The 21,070-nt window shown below is 38.1% G+C and carries 17 protein-coding genes; 6 read left to right on the plus strand and 11 right to left on the minus strand.

What is annotated here, in order from left to right; genetic code table 11:
- Nucleotides 1-473: 473 nt before the first annotated feature.
- The 9 genes from ACFIKO_RS06370 to ACFIKO_RS06410 form a co-directional block, all read right to left on the minus strand.
- Nucleotides 474-1,409 carry an MFS transporter gene (locus tag ACFIKO_RS06370; protein WP_375673540.1) on the minus strand — a complete coding sequence of 312 codons (936 nt, stop codon included), beginning with the start codon at nucleotides 1,407-1,409 and terminating at the stop codon, nucleotides 474-476.
- 1,182 nt (nucleotides 1,410-2,591) lie between these two features.
- On the minus strand, nucleotides 2,592-2,837 hold the full coding sequence (locus tag ACFIKO_RS06375) for a hypothetical protein (RefSeq protein WP_375620141.1): 246 nt from the start codon (nucleotides 2,835-2,837) through the stop codon (nucleotides 2,592-2,594).
- 444 nt (nucleotides 2,838-3,281) lie between these two features.
- Entirely contained in the window at nucleotides 3,282-3,446 is a 165-nt protein-coding gene (locus ACFIKO_RS06380; RefSeq protein WP_375673541.1) for a hypothetical protein, read from the minus strand.
- A 171-nt stretch (nucleotides 3,447-3,617) separates the two neighbouring features.
- Nucleotides 3,618-4,136, minus strand: coding sequence for a hypothetical protein (locus tag ACFIKO_RS06385; protein ID WP_375620142.1), 519 nt, complete (start codon nucleotides 4,134-4,136; stop codon nucleotides 3,618-3,620).
- Complete coding sequence (locus ACFIKO_RS06390) at nucleotides 4,124-5,302, minus strand: MFS transporter (RefSeq protein WP_375620143.1); 1,179 nt, start codon at nucleotides 5,300-5,302, stop codon at nucleotides 4,124-4,126. The genes ACFIKO_RS06385 and ACFIKO_RS06390 overlap by 13 nt, the downstream gene beginning before the upstream one ends.
- A 512-nt stretch (nucleotides 5,303-5,814) precedes the next feature.
- Nucleotides 5,815-7,053, minus strand: a complete 1,239-nt coding sequence (locus ACFIKO_RS06395) for a DUF2087 domain-containing protein (RefSeq protein WP_375673542.1) — start codon at nucleotides 7,051-7,053, stop codon at nucleotides 5,815-5,817.
- Nucleotides 7,054-7,063: 10 nt separating this feature from the next.
- The gene (locus tag ACFIKO_RS06400) at nucleotides 7,064-7,738 is read right to left on the minus strand and encodes a hypothetical protein (RefSeq protein ID WP_375620145.1); all 675 of its coding nucleotides are present in this window, start codon (nucleotides 7,736-7,738) and stop codon (nucleotides 7,064-7,066) included.
- Between the two features lie 194 nt (nucleotides 7,739-7,932).
- Nucleotides 7,933-9,135, minus strand: coding sequence for an MFS transporter (locus ACFIKO_RS06405; RefSeq protein WP_375673543.1), 1,203 nt, complete (start codon nucleotides 9,133-9,135; stop codon nucleotides 7,933-7,935).
- A gap of 317 nt (nucleotides 9,136-9,452) precedes the next feature.
- On the minus strand, nucleotides 9,453-10,541 hold the full coding sequence (locus ACFIKO_RS06410) for a DUF3792 domain-containing protein (protein ID WP_375673544.1): 1,089 nt from the start codon (nucleotides 10,539-10,541) through the stop codon (nucleotides 9,453-9,455).
- Nucleotides 10,542-10,946: 405 nt separating this feature from the next.
- Between ACFIKO_RS06410 and pyrF the strand changes: the two genes are divergently transcribed.
- From pyrF to ACFIKO_RS06430, 4 genes are all read left to right on the plus strand, one after another.
- Nucleotides 10,947-11,792 (plus strand): orotidine-5'-phosphate decarboxylase, encoded by an 846-nt coding sequence (gene pyrF / locus ACFIKO_RS06415; protein ID WP_375673545.1) that lies wholly within the window; start codon nucleotides 10,947-10,949, stop codon nucleotides 11,790-11,792.
- Between the two features lie 346 nt (nucleotides 11,793-12,138).
- Nucleotides 12,139-13,626, plus strand: a complete 1,488-nt coding sequence (hisS, locus tag ACFIKO_RS06420) for a histidine--tRNA ligase (RefSeq protein ID WP_375673546.1) — start codon at nucleotides 12,139-12,141, stop codon at nucleotides 13,624-13,626.
- Between the two features lie 497 nt (nucleotides 13,627-14,123).
- Nucleotides 14,124-14,756, plus strand: coding sequence for a replication protein (locus ACFIKO_RS06425; protein ID WP_375673547.1), 633 nt, complete (start codon nucleotides 14,124-14,126; stop codon nucleotides 14,754-14,756).
- A 502-nt stretch (nucleotides 14,757-15,258) separates the two neighbouring features.
- Nucleotides 15,259-15,486 (plus strand): hypothetical protein, encoded by a 228-nt coding sequence (locus ACFIKO_RS06430; protein ID WP_375673548.1) that lies wholly within the window; start codon nucleotides 15,259-15,261, stop codon nucleotides 15,484-15,486.
- 92 nt (nucleotides 15,487-15,578) lie between these two features.
- On the opposite strand, the gene ACFIKO_RS06435 is transcribed toward ACFIKO_RS06430, so the two are convergent.
- On the minus strand, nucleotides 15,579-16,100 hold the full coding sequence (locus ACFIKO_RS06435; protein ID WP_375673549.1) for a peroxiredoxin: 522 nt from the start codon (nucleotides 16,098-16,100) through the stop codon (nucleotides 15,579-15,581).
- Nucleotides 16,101-16,316: 216 nt separating this feature from the next.
- On the opposite strand from ACFIKO_RS06435, the gene ACFIKO_RS06440 reads away from it, so the two are divergent.
- Complete coding sequence (locus ACFIKO_RS06440) at nucleotides 16,317-17,945, plus strand: alpha-D-glucose phosphate-specific phosphoglucomutase (RefSeq protein WP_375673550.1); 1,629 nt, start codon at nucleotides 16,317-16,319, stop codon at nucleotides 17,943-17,945.
- A 1,066-nt stretch (nucleotides 17,946-19,011) separates the two neighbouring features.
- Entirely contained in the window at nucleotides 19,012-19,347 is a 336-nt protein-coding gene (locus ACFIKO_RS06445; RefSeq protein WP_015856728.1) for a zinc ribbon domain-containing protein YjdM, read from the plus strand.
- 1,136 nt (nucleotides 19,348-20,483) lie between these two features.
- Here the strand turns inward: ACFIKO_RS06445 and ACFIKO_RS06450 are convergent.
- On the minus strand, nucleotides 20,484-21,062 hold the full coding sequence (locus ACFIKO_RS06450; protein WP_375673551.1) for a NifU family protein: 579 nt from the start codon (nucleotides 21,060-21,062) through the stop codon (nucleotides 20,484-20,486).
- Nucleotides 21,063-21,070: the final 8 nt, after the last annotated feature.

Consider the following 21,070-nt stretch of genomic DNA (forward strand, 5'->3'; position numbering starts at 1 on the left):
CCAAAATAAAACCATCGGTTAAGTTGATCTTAATGAGTTTATCGAGGAGTCTATTCGCCGTCAACTCACTCTGCATGTTTGAAAATTTGAGAAAATACTCTGCATGATCAGAAAGGAATAAATGCATTGCGTATTTATTTTTGTATTCGTTCCATTGTTTTTCCATGATAATGCTTTAAGCCTTTAAAGTCTGGACAATTCTGATGCTTGTGGAAGAGCTTTTGGGGGCAAAGTTATGAGAACGTCAATGTTATGATGATTATGGCTGTTTATTCTTGCTATGGATGGCGCTGATGATCTTTTTTCGTAAAAGATATATTATGATAAGCAAAAAGAAAGAGAGAGTCTTGCTTCATATAAGTGGAGAGGGGGGGGTGGGCTTGTCCGAAATTGTCATCTCGATATCGTTGAGTGATGTGCAATCAATCATGGCATGATGGGGGGTGAAGAGGATAATATGCTTTTTCATCAACTTACCTTTTTGCTGAATTTTTGAGTGTGAGGAGAGAGAGGAGGGCGGTACTCAGAGAGGCAATACTCAAGATCTGCCAAACCGATAATCCAAAAAATTCTTGGTTGTAGAAGAGGGAGCCAAGATAACTTTCTGCCATGCCTCCGAAAGCACTGGACAAGCTCATGATTCCAAATGTGCTAGCGATTAAGCGTTCATCTATATTTGTGGCCTCATAATCGAGGCGTATGTAGATCACGATTTCAGCAAAGGAAAAGAGGATGATCGCGAAGAAGAGGTAAAAATAAGAATGCTCAAGAGCGTGGAGGAGGAGGAATGAGATTCCAAACAAAACAAAGGATAATACTTTGGGCGTTTTGGAGTTTTCTTTACATGCCCATTTGGAAACAGACATTTGGAAAAAGATCACGATGAGAGCATTCAAGACAAAAATAAAAGAAGTAGCACTTCCTCCAAAAACCTGATCACTGAACACAGGTATGGTGCTTTCGAGTTGGATATAAAAAAAGGTAAACAAGAATATAAAAAGCGAAACGCCAAGCATGGTCTTGTTGGTGAGCAACGTTCTAAAATCAGAAAAATTTATTTTGTCCAATTTGTTAGTATTAGAGCTTTCTTTTAAGGTGCAGTTCAGAAGAAATAATAAAAAAAAGATCAATCCAACGAAACTAAATAATAAGGAGGGGAGCATTTTAAAAATCAACATTCCAAACAAGGGGCCGATAGAAACCCCTATATTAACAAAGACTGATCTTGTTGCTAAGGCATCCACTTTTTCAGTTCTCGAAACATTTCTTACTAAAAAAGATTTCGCAGCAGGAGTGTATAGATTGCTTCCTAAACCAATGAAGGCGCAAGAGAGGAGGAGGATATAAAAATTATGCGTAAAACCAATGATGAGATAGCCAGGGATTCGTGTTGCTAGACCTAAAAGCATTGTTTTTTTACATGGACATAATCGGAGAGCACCCCTCCTAAGAGAGAGCCTGCCTTTTTGCACAAAAAAGCTACTCCGATGATGATTCCAACTTCTGTTGTACTGAGAGAGTTAAGTTTATTTAAGTAAATCGCCAAAAAAGGGACAACCATAAATATCCCAATATTGCTGAGTAAAGTTGTTATGAGGATGAGTTTTATGCTTGCCTTGAAAGTGAAGAATTTACGCACCATTTTATTTTGCCACCACAAGATTTACTTTTTTTGCTTAAGAAAGTGCATTTAACAGAGCCGTTTCTGAACTTGTTCCTGTGGTCAATAAAATGTCAGCGCATGCAGATTGGTCTCTCAAATTCAGAGTTTTTCCCTGTAAGGTGCATGAGTAGAGAATAGTTTGCTTGCTCCTTGCATGTTGCAAGCGCATTTGCTGAAATTTACCTGTTGTTTTGCATAGACAAGTACTTGACCGATAAAGGTTTGGAGATCAGTTCTTATTTGAAATAATTCAGGTTTTCTTCCTAGTGCACATTCTAAAAATCCTTTGTAGATATTGATGTTAAAAGTTTGGCAGAGTGCTTCACTAATTTGCACGCTTCTTAAGCGTGGATTTATTCAACAACTTTAAAGAAGTTCCCTTCAGTGATGATAAATTCCGTATGTGCAAAGCCCCCATGATAGGAAACAGCTGCTAGGATATTTTTAATCCCCTCTTCTATTCCCTGTAATTGTGCAATGTTCTTGTCTAAGGGAAAGCTGTTACAAGTTTCTTAAAGTCAGGCATGTCTGACATGACCATGCTTGAGAGGGCGAGAAGCTTTTTTTTCCCTCGATAGCTAATGGTTTTAGCACTGTAGAGTGTGTCTGTAAAGAAGGTTTCAATGAGATTTTTTTTGAGGGAAGTATGGTTTTTTATAAATTCCATGATTGCGGTAAATTCCGTTTTATTTTCTGCAAACTATACGTTTTTTGAGTCTGTTCTCTGTGGGGCTTTTAGAATGACAGGATAGGAGAGCTCGTGTGTGGCTTGGAAAGCCTCACGTTCAATAACAGTTACTTGTCCTTTTGTGAGACCTTTTTCACAGAGGATTTTTCTTAAACAAGCTTTGTCTCTACAGATATTTATCGCATAGGCATTTTGGGTTTTATATCCCAACTGGGCGGAGATTTCGTTGACACTTGTCGCTCACGTGTCTGTAAGATTGAGAATGCCACTACAGTTTTTTAAATTTTTGTAATAGGTTATCATTTCCGCATGATGAAATGTATCGCGTTCAATAACACTGAGATGCACGCTTTTAATATAATCCAGTTCATAAAAATCGAGATCTTTATTGTGGGTGAGGAGGTGTAAGTGAAGTGCGAGCGTTTCTGCTGCCTCTATAAGTCTAGCCAAGTCAAAGGTTGAGGCTTCCACCAGTACAAAATGCATCTCTATCTTCTCTTCATGGGAATTATTTGGGGAAAAAAACCGCAAAAATCGTTTGTTTATTCCCTTCAAAATGCGATTATGACAAGGACAACTGTTGTTGATGGACGTTGAAAAAAATGAAAAAGCGCGTATGGGGGCAATAACAATCAAGCGCAAGAGCGCTTGTGGGAAGTTGCAATCTTAGCTTATTTAATTTCCACTAAATCACTATCAGGTACTATAGGATATTGCGAAGTTTGAAAAAAGGATTTTATTTGGGGGGGTATTTTTTCAGAGCTTGAGGAGCGAATAAATTGAGATTTCCGCATAAAGCAAATATGGAAAAATTGCGCTTTATTGATACTCTCTTTTATCAAATAAGAGGATGAGAGCGATGATAAAAGAGCGCTTCTTTTAAGGGTGTGCAGGTGAATTAATGAACAATAAAACTCTATCCACCCGTGTTCAAATTTTTTCACGATAATGCGTTGCATGGTCTTTCGCCGAAAGAGTACAACCTTGAAGATTCAAGACATTTGTTAAATCGTGAATAGAAGTTAAAGCGCCCATAATATTATAAAAGGTTGGTGTTCTTCCTTTCAGGTGTAAGGTATGTTCGTGGTGTTCCACAGTTATATGATTGATCCTATGCAATATGAACACTCTCACCTGTGATGTGCTCAAGTAATGAAGCATCATCAGGATAAAAAAGGATACTCTTCATTCATTGTTTTTAGGCATCATTTTCAGGATGTGTTTTCGCTTGAATGTGTCCTATAAGATGTAAACATTACTGTTTATCTAAAAAACATTGGCAATCTTGGAACACTGGAATCCTATTGGACCAGTTTCTTTTGTGGTAAAGCTAAGAGGTTTAATATCTAATTCAGGGATTATGTCTTTTATTTTCGACACAGATTCAGCTTGAAAGGCTTCCCCAAGATAGAATAGGTTTTTTAGAGTTTTTAATTTTTGCTTCCGAGATATTGTAATAAGTTTATCCGCAAAACTTGGCAGGCATATGATGGTATCGATAGAAAATTCTTCGATAGCTGAACTCAAAGTCTCAAGATCAACCATAGAGGCAAATGGATAATATGTTACTTTGAGCAGTCTACAAATTTCATGTGCAAATAAAAATCCCCCCCATAATCCTCCAGCTGTGAGACAATTTGCAACGGCGTTTACAGAGCAATCTTTAAAGACAGTTTCGAGCTTCTTTGCCGCAGAGTGTGTTACAAACTCATAATTGAGCCATTTATGGCGAAGTGTTTTGGGCACCCTTGTTGTGCCCCCAGTAGCAAAAATTATATGTGACATTGAAGTTCCTTATTTTTTTTAGTTTGCATGAGGCAAAGGCAAGAAGCAAAGGCGGAGATACCAACAATCATGCAAAAGGTGAAAGCGATGTGATTGTTGAAATGGCTGATGATCCATCCACTTGTCCATGAGCCGGCAGCTTGGCCAATATTTGAAATAACAAGAATATAACTAAAAAGAACACTGGCAGAGAGGGATGTAGTTGTTTTCCCTGCTTGATAGTATATTTCTGGAACCATGACAGATTCATAGACACTGTAGGCAATTAATGCAGTCACAGCGGTAAAGACGCCACCCATGAGGAAAAATGCAGCGAAACTTCCCATAAGCCATAATAGGTAGAAAGTTGATTTATCAGAAAGGCTGAGATGTTTATTGATTATTCCTTGCCAGATACAAATACTGATGCCAACAATTGAAAAGAAAATTCCACTATAAGGGGCGAGATTTCTGTCAAATTTATTGAGAAGTGTTGTGGTGGTGATGAAAATTCCCATGAGGAATGCACAAAGCAAAGCCGTGACCAGCAAATAAGCAATAGAACGATTATGTATTATTGTTTTTAAAGAAGAAAGAAAAGGATTCTTTATTTTTTTATTCTTTTCAAGAGATAATGTTTTATGGGGGTAGTGATAAACAATTTGAATGGATAGAACACAAAGATACAAACCAATGAGTGCAAAAAAAACCATTAAGAAGGTCGATGCGTTGTATTTTATGGCACTTGTTGCAACAAGAGGGGCGATAACGACAGCAGCATTTTGAAAAAAAGAATAGAGAGTTAATGCGCGCTTAAGAGCACTTCTCTTGAGATGTTCTGATAAAATTTCTCTCAAAAATGGCTTTGAAATTGCTTTCGAAAAAGCCATTAAGGTAAAAAAGATCAACCATGCAGAAGGTGTGAGCGATAGGATAATGCACACAAAAGCGCTACTCCTTAAAATAAAGGCGGTAGCCATTAAGAGTTTACGCGAAAATCTTTCTAATAAACCCGTTGTGGTTACCATGAGAATGCTTTCAAGGATTACTGATCCAGCGAGATAAAAAGCGACATTGGCAGCAGTTATGAGAGAAGAGTTTCCAAGTAAAGGGAGTACAAAGAAAAAGGAAAATTCAGAAAGAAAAACTGCGCTATAGATGAAAAAAGTTATTTTATTTTTGTCCATGGAATTTCCATAGAAGTGCTGTTAAATGATCAAATACATTTTGTTGTATCTCTTGAGGAAGTTTTGTCAGCCCTGTTTCTGCTGTGCACATTTCGTTGAAATAGTATCCTTCTTGATTCACCAGCCAGTCCACTGCAAGAATATTGTTTTTTGTTTTTTCTACGATGTTTTTAGAAATACCGAGCATGATTTGGATTGAGCAACAGCACTGTGCTCTGATGTTCGCACAACAATCGTAAGATCATTGAGACCTTGATCCTATACCTTCTCCTGATGATTTTGACTATTCCCAATCCTTTTGGATAACCAATTGACATCCCGCATCCTTGCTTTTCCATTGTATCCTTTATGAAGAGGATGTACGAACTCCTCCATAGATTGTCAACATATGAATGGGATGAATGATTTTGTAACCTTTTAATGAAATTATATTTTTTTAGTGGAAGGTTATTCATTCTCTTGAAATAGAGAAGAAAAACGATAGCGTTCGCTAATCATTTTTCAATTCTCTTTTAGCGCATGCGTTGATATTTTCCTCCATGGCGTTGTAAAAAACCTCTCTCAACAAGAGTGCGTCGTAATCGGGCAAAGTCTACTGTAAAGAGGTTGCATATCTTTGAGACTTCAGTTTCGCTATAGATTTTTTCCTTCTGAAAGGCTTCACCAATTTTTGATAGCATCTCTTCTGTTTCTAAATGGCGGTCGCTTAAATTTTCCCTATTCCGCCCATGTTTATTTTCTAGCATTTTCCACACTGTTTCTTCGGCTTGAAATCCTTCTGTTGTGTTGTGAATAAGTCCGAGGTTCAAAAGGCGATTGATGGATTTGTGAATGTTTTTCGCATCTGAATCGACATGTTTGAGGACTTCGGAAAGATTTTTCGCACCAAGGATAATGGCGGCATAAACAGCGCGCAGTGTCGGTGAGGTCATGGCAGAGATCAGTGAATTGCGGGTATCGCGTTTGTGAAGTGCTTCTTTTCCCATGGGCAAAAGATCATTTCGAATGGGCAATTCATTGATTTCTCTTAATTCTGCTTGTAGCGATTGTGCGCGTACAATTTGTTCGGCAGGGGTGCGTTTACGGATGATACCAAGACCACTTTGGCGATATTTGTGGTTTTCAGGGAGTGTTAAAGCTTCATAGGAGCCATCAAGCCGATAGAGGATTTCTTCCCATATGGGAGTTCTAACGCGTCGAACCCGTTGTTCGCCGTTGAGAGCAATTGTTGTTGTCATTGTTGGTTCATGCAAACAAAGATAACCACCAGGAGTGATTTGTTCCCAAAGGGTTATAACAAATCGTACATCATCTGCGGGAGTACCAGCATCAATCCAAGCAAAATCTATAGGCGCCCAAGATTTAAGTGTGCTTTCATCAAGAGAGAAAAAATTCTCATTGATAAATGTTACAGTGTCTTTTTTAACGCTATCTTTAAGAAGTTCTTGCCATACTTCTTCTGCTGATTGACCTTCGGCTGTAAAATCATCAATTGTAATCAGTCGCGGTTCGTAATTCTCAGGAATTCCTGAAGGGTCAAGCAAAGCTGTGCGCTCTTCCCAGGTGGAGGATTCTAAAAGTTTTTTATCTTGTTGCCATGATAATTTCGCTTTTTGAAGTGCTTTTGCGATAAAGCGCGTACTATCACCAGCACCGATTTCAATGATTGTGCGCGGTCTTGCCATTTGAATAAGCGCATGGATAAGTTGAGCACTCTTTTCTGTTCCCATGCCAGGTCTTATCAGCTGCATCTTTTTATCCTTATAATTTTATCAATCGCAGCATTCCTGCTTTTACAAAAAACTTTATTGAATCCTCTAGCGGATATTGAATACGTATTGGTGTGGTGGCTTGCTTCAAGAGATGTTTTGTTTTTTCATGAAGCCGGATTGTACGCCCATTGAGTTGATTAATGGCAAGAGTGTCAAGAGAAGAATTTATGATAATACATGTTGGCTCTCGTAAAAGAGCGGTTGCATCATTTTCTGAAAATGCTTTTTGATCTGTTTTGATGAGACCGTGTCGTAAAAGTGATATCAAAAGACTTCCAGAGGCAAGAAGAGTACCATTGAATTGTATTTCCCTCAGTGATTGGACAAGGCAGCCTTCACGAAGTGCTTCAAATGTGGGAAAGTCGAATCCGCCAAATGCCGCTCCTTTTGTAGAAACAGCCGTGATCGATTGAATTTGGCGTTTTCCAATTAAAGCTGGTTTATTTCTTGTTATCTGTACGTCCTTTGCCCATTGAACGCGTGATAAAGGATTGAGTTCACGTGGGTAGACAGCGAAAGAATTGATGGCTATCGGTGGTGTTGGTTTTTGTAATTCAAGTGTGTGGGAGCTCTCATAATAATTATGTAACATATAGTCTGCCAGTTGCCACACATAGCCGCCTGTTCCATTATAAAAGTTTAGTCCTATAGGGTCTTGTTGCATGATGTTATTGTTTTTTTGCTTTAAAATATCAAGTTTTGGGGAGGGTTGTTAGTTGCTCTACATTAAAGAGTGGTTTATCAAAGTCCTATTGGGTTGGTATGGGGTTGCATGGGAGATACAACGATTTGATCGGGTGGTGATTGTCATGCCATTTTTGGGACATTGTTTGCTTGCTGGACAAACAGCCGAGTCCACTAACCATTCTCAAATTCTCTCTGTTCCTTTTTTTGCACGGCACTGTTCAAGATAAAACCTAATATGCCTGCGATCATTGTGGTGATGCCAATGATAAACAGTGTGCTTTGGGTATGATGAACATGGACAAAACCGGCTCCTATAAAGCCAAGGCATACGGATGTTTGTATGATGAAGAGATAAGCGGGCATTTGACTGTTTCGCTTTTCTTTTTGAATGGCTTTCATCATAAAACTTGCCATTAGAGCATTTTGTACGCCGTTTGCACTCCCAAGGATGAAAAATGACAGCATCATCAGCCATATGAGCTGTGTGAGGGAAAAGCAGAAAATTGCAAATCCAATGATTGCCGCAGCCAGTGATGCACCAGCGGCATTGCCAAAGCGATGAAAAAGGCTGGAGAAACAGAGTGGACCAACCACGAGGCCAAGACTTACCATGCTTGTGATTATCCCATAGGTTTCAGCGCTTAAGTTGAGATCGGTACGAATGCGGACAATCGATAAGACGTTGAGAGCAGAGGTGAGGATGATGGTAATGATGAGGGGAGAAAGAGCATAGACAACATTTTTTTTACGCAAGAGACCCGTTAAATCTAGCCCTTTTTTGCTTTTTTGCGTTGTGTTTGTCGTTTGTGTATGAATTTTTAAACTTTTAAAACAGAAGAGAGTGATAAAGGTGGCAAAAAGAACCATGATTGACAGCGCAAACAATCCTCTTTGCCCGTTCGATAGACCATACAACACCCCCCCTAGCAGTGGTCCGGCAATATAGCCAAGATTACGAACTGTTTGGATAATACGGTTTATACGGTCTAGTTGCTGATCATTGTTTGCAAATTCTGGGACGGAAACGAGGATTGCGGACCAAAAGATTGAACCAGCACAACCTAGTGCGAAAGAAAGTGCAATATAAATCCAAAATTGGTTGGCGATTGCAGCTGTGGCTATAAAGAGTGCTTCAAACAATAAAACAATGGGTACTGTTCGCGCTGGTTGGAAGCGATGCAAGAGGCGTGGTGCAATTGGTCCGGCACAAATTGCCCCGATAAGCCCTGCAAACAGCAGCATTGAAATAGATGCTGTGCTTTCTGCTAAGTGGAGAGCAAATGTAACTTGTGCTGTTTCATCGGCAAAGCTGCTAAAGCCCAAAACAAGGAAAAGTCCCATTTGGGCGAAAATCATGGATTTCTTCTTTGTCACAACGCTCCCCCCAAGATGCTAAAGGTACAATTTTCTTCTGCGTATTTATGGGATATCCCGTGCTTTGTCTAGTTTTTCTTGACGATCAGTTGAGAAAGGAAGTTTTCAGAGCTCTCTTCAAAATAAGCACAATGCCTATTTGCAGCGATGAGCAATTCCTTATGTTTTTTGAAAGGGGAGTATTGAAGGATTATGGGCTGGCGAAGTTATCTGATATGAGAGACAATGATACAAAAGGGCAATCAGGAAATTTTGCAAAAAAGCTGCACGGATTGTACAGCTTTTTATTGGCTTTATACTTTATCAAGAAAAAGTTTTTAAAACTTGAAAGAGTCTCTACGGCTTCTGTAACCATAATAGCCAAACACACTGGAAATAATGGCACCAATCAGGCTTCCTAAAAAAACCCACCATCCCATATGTGATGCTTTTGTAACAGCTTTATTCGCAGTATGACGGGCATCTTTTATCGATTTATCAAGCTTTTTAGAGAGTTCTTCAGCCTGTTCTTCGAGAGATTTGATGGCGTGTTCGGTTTGTTCCTCTGCTATTTGATAGATATGAAGCGCATTGTTAGCAGTTGTTTGTGCGTCCGCACGGGACATACCATTGTTCATAAGGGCATTGATGATATCACTTCGATCAAATTTTGTCGTGATGGCTTCTATACGATCAGAAAGGCGGTCACTGAGATCTTTCAGATATGTGCGATAGTGAGAAGGGTCCTTCTTAAAAGCTGTTATCGCAGAACCAATATCATTGAGAGCTGCCTGATAGGACTGCTTTAAGCGCTCAGGATTAAGAGCAGGAATGTTACTTTTGTTGAGCAGTGTGTGCAATTCACTGCGTAGTTTATCAAAATCAACAGCATTATCTGTTTTTGTTGTTAAAAACTTTTCAAAGTCTTCGCCGTTGAATTTTGAAAGAAGAGGGGAAATATTTGTTTTGAAGCTGTCTACGGTTTGTTGAACCATGGAGCTGTTTTCTAGGGCAGTTTTAGCACCTATTTTTGTTGTACTTGAAACCACGTGAATGGCTTGGATGGTCATGAGAAGTGTTAACAAAGCCCAAGTGAGAAAGCCGTGAAGGGGCCCTGACGATTCTGCAAAACGTCCAGCTACAAAGCCTCCCAAGGCTAGGCTAATCAGTGTAATGATAAGAGAGCCAATGCCAAAAGACAAGAAAGAGCCTTCAAATGGGGTTGAAGAGGTGAAATCCATTTGACTTAAGCCTAACGCTGCAACTAGAAAAGAGAGGCAAATTGAGGTGGCGAGTGCTGTCACTAGTCCGGCAAAGATTGCGGACCATGAAATGGGGGTATAAAAGAGTGGATACTGTTCTTCTAATGAGGTTTCTCCTAGAAAATGTGTATCGAATGATGTGTCTCCTGGAATGCGAGTTTCCATGTGTTTATCTCCTTGAATATGCTGGAGATAAAATGCATCTTTAGCAATTATGTTCCAAAAGGGATAAATAGTCGCTAAAAAGGGATAGGAGAGAGATCTAAAGTTAAGATCGAGATCATCATGGTGGGGCATTTTCTTTAAAAACTTATGTTTAAAGCACGTTCATCGAGAGTTTTTGTTGATTATAAAAAAGGGGTGTGAAAACGACAAGGCACGCTATTGGGCTTTATGAGGTCATTCGACAAAATAATATGAACGCTTTTTTTATTTATATTCTTTCATAAATAAAAGCACACTTTGTATAGAGAGCTCTTTCTTTGTGTTTTCAGTATTGTATTCTTTTGACAAATGCTTTTCTTTTTGATTGTATCAAAAAGTTTAAAGACAGCCGTGTTAGGATATAAAATGTTTCGTTCAACTTTTTTTAAAAATCGTGAAATCTATGGACCACTTTGTATTGGCTTTGATCCTAGTCATAAAGTTTTACAATCGTGGAAGCTAAGCTTTGATTATAAAGGTCTAAAAGATTTTTGTGATATTCTCTTAACGGCAGTTATTGGCAAAGTGGGTATCATAAAGCCGCAAGTCGCATTTTTTGAATTATATGGTGTGGAAGGTCTTCAAGCGCTTAAGGAACTCATTGAAAATGCACACGAACAAAGCTTATTGGTTCTGGCAGATGCAAAAAGAGGGGATATTGGCTCTACTGCTGAAGCTTATGGTAAAGCTTGGCTGGGTCCAAGCAGTGCGTTTAAAGCTGATGCCATAACAGTTAATCCTTTTTTGGGGTTTGAAGCTCTTATTCCTCTGATAAAAGTTGCAGAAGAAACAGGAGCAGGGGTTTTTGTGGTTGTTCAGTCTTCTAATCCCGAGGGGAAACAAATACGAAATGCGCTTATCGGTGATCAGGCACTTTCTCTTCATCTTGCACAGTGCATTTGTGATTATAATATTCAGTCTCCGGTTATTCATCATAATATTGGTCCCATAGGTGCGGTTATAGGAGCGACATTAGGATCTGAATCGAAGGACACAATCGAGCAGTTAAAAAATAGTCTGTTTCTCGTTCCTGGTATTGGTGCTCAAGGTGGAAAAATGGCACAACTGGTACATCAATTTCCACAAAATCTATGGCAGAATGTTATTCCCTCTGTGTCACGCTCTATTACAGATGCTGGTCGAAATATTGTTGATTTAAAAAATGTTATCAATCATTTTGCAGAGCAAGCTCAAAGCACACTTATGTCTTGAGGATTTTTGCATCTGTGATAAATTTGAAAAGCTCTGAGAGAGGGCTTTTTAGGACGGTGCTTCTAGCTTATCCAGAATTAACAGTTGCTTTGTGGTTTCTTTTAAAAAGCACGGATGTCTTTTTCATTGAATGTTAAGCAGGCCTTTCATGTTGATGGGGGGTATGCTCATATTGAAAGTGCAAATATTTTCAGAAGATTGTCTTAAGGGTAAAGGCTTGCATCTTTTAAAAGCAAAAGCTTATGCATGTTGTTACAAATTCTTAGTTGATAAAGTTATTGCAGCGTTTGTTTCTATAAGATAGACACACGGTATCTGTAAATACATATTGTTGTTAGAGAAAAACATGTCATCAAAACAAGAAAAAACCAAAGCCCGTTTACCCCGTGGTTTTGTGGATCGTACAAGTGCACAATTGTATGCAACTGAAACAATGATTGCACAAATTCGTGAAGTTTATGAACTTTATGGTTTTGAAGCACTGGAAACACCGATTTTTGAATATACAGATGTATTGGGGAAGTTTTTACCGGATTCAGACCGTCCAAATGCGGGCGTTTTTTCGCTACAAGATGATGATGAGCAATGGATGTCTTTGCGCTATGATCTTACTGCGCCTCTTGCTCGTTATTTTGCAGAGAATTTTGAAGTTTTGCCAAAACCTTATCGTAGTTATCGTCTTGGCTTTGTGTTCCGCAATGAAAAACCCGGACCAGGGCGGTTTCGGCAATTTATGCAGTTTGATGCGGATATTGTTGGAACACCAACGGTAGCAGCAGATGCCGAAATTTGTATGATGGCAGCAGACAGTTTGGAAAAACTAGGGTTTCAGCATCATGAATATGCTATTCGTCTTAATAACCGAAAAATTTTGGATTGCGTTTTAGAGAAAATTGGTTTGGGGGGAAATGAGCAGGCTGAAAAGCGCTTAACTGTCTTAAGAGCAATTGATAAATTAGATAAATTTGGTCCTGAAGGTGTGCGCTTGCTGTTAGGGCGGGGGCGTTTGGATGAAAGTGGTGACTTTACAAAAGGGGCGGAGCTTAAGGATAAAGAGATTGATTGTATTCTTGCCTTAACTGCTGCTGGAGCTGAAACAGCAGAAGAAACGCTTGAGGCTCTTAAAGGAGTGGTTGGTGATCATGTTCAAGGGTGTGCGGGGATTCGTGAGCTTGAGGAAATGCAAGCAATTTTTGCCGCAAATGGCACTCAGAATCGTGTCAAGATTGATCCATCGGTGGTGCGGGGACTGGATTATTATACAGGGCCTGTTTTTGAGGCTACATTGCTGTTTGATGTACTTAATGATGATGGGCAAAAGGTTGTCTTTGGCGCTGTAGGTGGTGGTGGGCGCTATGATGGATTGGTGGCCCGCTTTCGTGGGGAAAATATTCCGGCAACAGGTTTTTCAATTGGGGTCTCACGCTTGATCGCTGCTTTGCAAAATCTTGGAAAATTGCCTATGAAGGAGATGAAAGGGCCGGTTGTGGTCCTGATGATGGACAAAGAGCCAGAGGCGGTTGCTGGTTATCAAAAGATGGTGATGCAGTTGCGTGGTGCGGGAATTCGTGCTGAACTCTATTTGGGAGCATCGGGGGTTAAAGCACAAATGAAATATGCGGATCGACGTCAAGCGCCTTGTGTGGTGATTCAAGGATCACAAGAACGTGAGAGCGGAAAAATCCAGATTAAAGATTTGATTGAAGGGGCGCGTTTGTCCCACGAAATTAAGGACAATCAAACATGGCGTGAAAGCCGTCCTGCGCAAGTGATGATTGATGAAGAGCAATTGGTTCAAACAGTACAAGATATTTTGGCAGCCCAAAAACGGTAAAGATAAAAGTTTTGTGAAAGCGATTGTTGGGAAAAGCTCGAACATTTCCTCTTCAATTTTCAGAATTTGTATTTTACTTGTTTAGATATTTTTAAAATCGCGTTATTTTTTAAGTTTCTGCGGCATAAAAGCAATTTTTAAAGATAAAAATGCTTTGTCTTCATTATGAAATAAATGCTTTTGAGAGCGCGAGGTAAGTATCTTCGTGAAGCAAGATACTGGACACTGAAGCATTTGAGGTCCTTGACGCAACCCTGTTTAGAAAAATTGATGATCAATAACAGAAAACCAATAGTTTATAGAAATATTGGTCATTCATATGGATTTAATTTTTGAATTCTCATTTGCTGATACCATATTTCTACTGTTTTATTGTCGACAGTCTACAATCTCACATCCATGAGAGATGAAAGAGATCTCAAGAGTTTTATTTTAGAAGATTTTTTAGTTTCAAAAGCAACGAATAACTTAAATCAGACAATTTTTAAAAGGAGAATATGGGAGGCATTATAAGAGATTGTAATGACAACCATTTGAAATTATTAATTTATTACAACAAATTAACTTTTTACGGAGAAATGAAAATGGCCCAATATGATTTTACAGTATTATATGAAAGAAATCCCTTTATTTTGAAAAAACCTGAAGATATTGGAAAATCATTTAAACTTCCTCCTTCAAACTTCGGATTTGAAGATCTTCCGCAAATTATGTTTTCAGGAGCGTCCGATAGCCGGCGTATGATTTTTGGGCTATCATTTAATGGTATGAAAGCATTTTTTCTGATGTTGTGGCAAGTAGGGAAAATGTCAGATGAAGATGATGTGGATTTATGGTTTGATCAGGTAAAATTAGATGAGGATACTCTCAATGAATTTTTGATTTTCGATCTTTCAATTCAAGAACCAGAATATCTTAATTTTGAAAGTTTTAAAGAAGGTATCAAAGAATTAGAAAAGAATAAAATTCTAGCGAAGGGGACAAAAAAATATTGTTATTTCATTAATCCAGATATTTTTGGTCTTCCTGAATGTGATGAAGATTTTGAGCTCGATGAAGAGGAACAGATAGAAGAGGAAGAAATGAAAACACACTTTATGGTAGAATATCCAAATAAACACCTTCTTTAACTGTTTCTCTCTTAGAGAAAAAATAAAAGCTTAGAATAAGTGGCTATGAGAACAGCAATGAGTCTGTTTATGGTATGTGAATTGGAATGTTTACGGAATCTGTTTTTATTTAATATTCTTCATGAACAGTTATTTATGCGGAGCCGTTTTTATGCCATATTTTCTTTCTTGATGCTTTTGTGAACCTTGTAGTAATGATGTTCATAGCTTTTGTATTTTAGAGCGTTTACGAGACGCATTTTTACTCTTTTTAATCGTTTATTCATATGCCAATCATCACGTGCTGATGAGCAAGAAAATAGTTTTAAGAGATTCAATATAAGAAGGGATAAAATAAAACAATCTTATGATATTCAGTGCCTCTCGTTCGACATGAAGAATTATAAATTATCTTTATAAATCAAATTATTGTTTGACACAAAGTTTTTCTCAATAGGAGAAATTTAGCATTGATCTTGCATATTTCATTGATACGTTAGCCCTTGATGTTTCTGAGAGAGTTTTGCGTGAATTTGCGTATTTCGCAATTGCATCCTCATCTTTTGATAGCGTGCAACAGTTTTTAGCTTTTTATTCTTTTAGCACTATAATTGGTTTAGATTTTTTACTGGAAATTTTTCAAGTTTTTTCAAAGCAGTTAAAACGTGAAATACCTATTAAAAAATTATTGCTGGAATATTTTCTCACCGAAAACGCACAACCAATTTATAATGTCTGCTTTGACAAATAGATGTTTCAAAAAATACAAACGACACAAATTTTCTTTACTAAGGAAATTTGTGTCGTTAAATTTTGTTTAAATGGACGATTTGGGGGGCGGAATTAGCCTTTCAAAGCTTTTAAAACATTTTGTGGTGAAGAAACTTCGTAAGGATCTGTTGCACAATTATCTGAAAAACCTGCTTCTTCAAACCATTGCTCAACCACACCATCATTAATAACGGCAGCATAGCGCCATGATCGCATGCCGAAACCAACATTGTCTTTTGCAACCAGCATACCCATTTTGCGTGTGAATTCACCAGAACCATCAGGAATTAATTTCACGTTTTTGATATTTTGTGTTTTTCCCCAAGCATTCATGACAAAAGCATCATTGACGGAAAGGCAATAAATTTCATCAATACCCGCTTGTTTAAATTCATCATAGAGTTTTTCAAAGTCAGGCAGCTGAAAAGTTGAGCAAGTAGGGGTAAAAGCTCCAGGAAGAGAAAAAAGAATAACACGCTTTCCTTTAAAGTAAGCATCGCTGTTAACTTCTTGCCACCGATAAGAATTATTTTCACCCACTTCATCTCGGACACGTGTATGGAATGTTACATTGGGAACAGTTTTTTTCATCATAAGGATGCTCCTATATTTTTTACAAAAATTTCGTTTTAAAACAGCCTTTGTTTTTAAAAGCATATCGGAAAGAACGGTTTAAATAAAAGGGATTCTTTAAGAATTCTTATTTCTAACGAGTGTGCAAATATTTCACACTTCCGTCAAGTAGAATTAATGGTCGACTTTGGATACTCTTCACCTTAAAATTAAAGGAAAGAATATGAAGGTATTTACATGATCATAAAAACAGTTTTGACTAAGGCTTTTGAGGGGCAAAAACTGGGAACGTCTGGTTTGCGAAAAAAAGTATCTGTTTTTCAACAACCTCATTATGTAGAAAACTTTATACAGTCTCTTTTTGATAACATTGGGCCTCTTGAAGGAAAAATGTTGATTCTTGGGGGGGATGGGCGCACTTTTAATCGTACTCTCCTTCAGATTGTGTTGAAGATGGCAGCGGCGCATGGTGTTTCTTGTGTTAAAATGGGAAGGGGCGGTATTCTTTCTACACCTGCTGTTTCGCATCTTATTCGTAAAACTCATGCCCATGGTGGACTTATTCTTTCTGCAAGCCATAATCCTAGTGGTCCAGAGGGAGATTGTGGTATCAAATACAATGTTTCTAATGGTGGACCTGCTCCTAATTCTTTATGTGATGCTATTTTTGCAACATCGCAACGTCTTTCCTTTTATAAAATTCTTGAAGCACCAGATATTGATTTAGATAGGCAAGGTACGATCTTTATGGGAGCCATGCGGATTGATATTATTGATCCTGTCGCTGATTATGTTGCTTTGATGCAGGAGCTTTTTGATTTTGACTGTATTGCCAAGGCCGTTGCTCGAGGTCTTACTTTACGATTTGATGCCATGCATGCGGTAACAGGGCCTTATGCCCATGAAATTTTTGAAAAATGCTTAGGATTTTCTGAAGGAACGGTGGTTAATGGTATTCCTTTGCCAGATTTTGGAGGCGGTCATCCGGATCCCAATTTGGTTTATGCTAAGGCTCTTTATGATTTATTGATGTCAGAGCAAGGACCAGATCTTGGCGCAGCCTCTGATGGTGACGGAGATCGTAACCTCATTATTGGTCGTCAACAATTTGTCTCGCCTTCAGATTCTTTGGCTATTATGGCTGAACATGCACACCTCATTAAAGGATATCGAAAAGGTGTTGTGGGGATAGCACGTTCTATGCCGACGGGGCGTGCTGCTGATCTGGTTGCTGCTAAAAAAGGATTAAACTTTTTTGAAACGCCAACGGGATGGAAGTTTTTTGGAAACCTTTTGGATGCGGAGAAAGTAACTTTTTGTGGTGAAGAAAGCTTTGGAACTGGCTCTCATCACATCCGCGAAAAAGATGGTTTATGGGCTATCTTATTTTGGTTAAATCTTTTAGCGGTAACAGAAAAAACTGTTGCACAAATTGTTCAACAGCATTGGTACACCTATGGGCGTTTTTACACGTTACGGCATGATTATGAAGAAGTCGAAGCAGATAAAGCTTTGGAACTTATAGAACATTTGCGTGCGCACTTACCACATGCAGGAACTGGAATTGCTGGATTTTACGTCAAAAAAGCAGATGATTTTACATATCATGATCCTGTTGATCAGAGCGTTAGCACGCGGCAAGGTATACGTATTTTTTTCGAGAATGGAGCACGGTTGGTGGTCCGGTTGTCGGGAACAGGGACGCTAGGTGCTACTTTACGACTTTATTTTGAACAGTATGAAAGTGATCCGCGCAAACACAATTTTAATCCGCAAGAAGTTCTCCAACCTTTGCAACAGGTGGCACTAAAACTATTAAACATACAACAAGCATTGGGGCGAGATCGCCCTGATCTTATCACCTAAGATCATTGGAATGTTTTTTTGTAAAGGTATGATGATTGATCGCATGATGTATGATTTTAGGGGCGTGATTTTATTGGCCATAAGGCAGATCCTCCATTTTCAAGTTCGCTTTGTTTTTTCCTCCTTTACATATCAATCGGATTCCTAAAACTGCGGGCTTCTTAAAACCGAATGCTGTAGGTAATTATAATCAGGCATAATCGGGGAATTTATGTCCAATGGTTTCTGATGGTTTGATGGAAATGTTTGTTTAATAGGGGAGATGTTCCTCATGCAAAACAAAATACTATCATTGTTGTACATTTCATATGTTTGTCTTAAAGAAGCGTCTTTCTCAAAACACTAAAAACGCATCTTATGTGTGTCACTTTTGAAAGGGATAACCGGACATCCATTGAGCAGCACCGTTTTTATGCTTATGAGAGAGTAAGACCAGCATCATCATTCACTTTGCTCGTTTTCAATGTTGGCTCTTATATTTGAAAATATTTAGTATTTTGAATAATCGTTTTACATGGCTCTTCCTACTTGTAACCTGCAAGCAAAAGACTTTGGTTGATTCAATGTAAAAGGGGGTGAGAGAATCTCAGCTTATTTATTGGCTCTCATTCAATATACAAAACCATTAACTATGATCATAAATCAGTCAGTTCTCTAACATTATGACTGTTATCTTTACTTAAATAAAAGGTCAAGTTGAGGATATCATTTTCTTGTTTCTTAGTTTTTAGCTCTTTGAGAGCGTTTTATGCAGAGAGGTTCCTTTTCTAATTGTTTTTTATCCATTCGTTAATTGCATTGGTGATGTATAAGAAAATGATTTTGATTAATTTATTAGAGAGAATGAAGTGAGTAAATTTTATGATATGTAGGCGGCTCATTTAAGTTATATAATGATCAATCATTTTTATAAACTCATGTATGGTATGTGATAATAGCATTCATGAACACGGTTGGCAGATGAGGTTGAAACAAAGGGAAATGTTTTTCTAAAATAATGGACAATAAGCACTTCTTGCTTTATGACCAGTCATAATGAATGATTTTTCTTTTAAAAGGGGAATTTATGACCCAATATCCAAAATGTCCTCGTTGTGATTGTCTTTATACTTATGAAGATGGTGAAAATTTTGTGTGTCCTGAATGCGCACATGAATGGCCACAAAAAAACGATGATACTGTTCTTTCCGATACTGTTTATGATGCTAATGGTCAGATTTTAACAAACGGAGATACCGTTATGGTGATAAAAGATCTGAAAGTAAAAGGCGCTTCATCTGTTTTAAAAGGTGGTACTAAGGTAAAGAATATTCGCTTGGTGGATGGGGATCATAACATTGATTGCAAAATTCCTGGGATTGGTCAGATGAGTTTAAAGTCGGAGTTTGTGAAAAAAGTTTAGGCATTTATCCCCTTGCAATTGTTTTTGCATTTCGTTGGTTTTTTATTTTTACACTCTTCTCGAATGGGCTTCTTTTCTTGTTTGATATATTACACCAATCAGATAGAGGCAATATATTTTCCTTTATTGCAAAGCCATGTATCGCAGAGGAATAGTGACTCTGTCTTTTCTTTTAATATGCGGTTATAGGTGAAGTTGGATGTTGCCTTACATGCAACAGTAAAAGTATGTGCTTTATGAGAACAATAACGCGGTAAAGCAGACAAACTTATTCCTGCTGAATTGAAGGAATATTCTCATTATTTTATCAGATAATTTCTCAAACAACCATAATAGATCTAGCTTCAATGTATTTATTTTTTACAGGTAGTTACACCGTTTGCGTCATATTTATGGAAATGAGATTGAAAATGATAGAGGGGGAATTCTTGATTTTAAGAATGGAAAAAGGACGGTATGATCTTGATAAGGTCGTACGGTTATGCATTTTCCAGCTCTTAGTGTTGCAACAGTCCCTTAGTAAAAAGTGTGCATAAGAGCTATTAAAAATAGTTTTTGTTATTATCCAGTTTGTGCTGTGTAAGCGGACGATTTTGATTGATGTAATAAAAACAGAATTGAAATAAGAAGAATGTCAGAATTCTCATTGCAAGTTGCAAAATGTGATCTTTGTCGATTGGCTGCTACAAGAAGTATTTTGCGTGATTTATTGTTGGGAGAACTGAGAAAGATGGAGCAAATGGGCACTCTATCTTACAATGTTTTCTTTTTGGATTTTCTTTTTTTGTAACGGGTCGTGTTTTCTTGGTTAAAATTGTATGACAAGATTATGAAACAAAATAAATTTAAAGTACATGCCCATGCTTTGTACTTCTGCGGACGTCATTATTGGTTTGTTGAAACAACTTATGCTTCTTAAAAGGGGCTTTGAAACCTTTTTAAGGCATATGTGGAGGTGAAAGATGAGTGAAGGTATCATTATTAGACAGATTTTTTAACAGTACTATATTTTTATGGCTGCATAGCTTACTTTTAAAGTTTCAGGAATAAAATGACGTAAGATTTTTGCACTCCATGTTTGAGCGCTGTTGAAGAGGGGCAATTGGTGTGGTTATTTTATCTATTGAGGTCAATATTTATTGTGGCATGGCTTCAACGCCTAAGACCTCAGGGATAAAATGGCGTAAAAGATTCTCAATACCATGTTTGAGGGTTGCCGTTGAAGAGGGACATCCAGCGCAGGAGCCCCGCATATTGAGATAAACAATACCATTTTCAAATCCGCAAAAAGTAATGTCTCCACCATCATTGGCAACTGCTGGGCGGATACGCGTTTCAAGCAGCTCTTTAATGGTTAAGACAATATCAGCATCTTTTTCGTCATAAAATTCTTCGTTAAGGGCATGGATTTGTGCTTGTGTTGTAGCGTTGGTGGTGATCACTGGCTCGTTGGATAGAAAATGTTCCATGATTGTGCCTAAAATGACGGGCTTGAGATGTTGCCATTCCCCTTCTTTTTTACTTACGGTGATAAAATCATAGCCTAAAAAAACACCATTGATATTGGGAATATTAAACAGCTTAGCCGCCAAAGGTGAGTTTTTAGCTGCTTCTTCAGGGTCACGAAATTCTAATACGCCCTCAGAAAGAACCACGCGTCCTGGCAGGAATTTAAGTGTTGCAGGGTTTGGGGTGGTTTCAGTTTGAATAAACATAAACTCTC

Source organism: Bartonella sp. TS82HLJMH (assembly GCF_042193495.1).
Lineage (GTDB): Bacteria > Pseudomonadota > Alphaproteobacteria > Rhizobiales > Rhizobiaceae > Bartonella > Bartonella grahamii.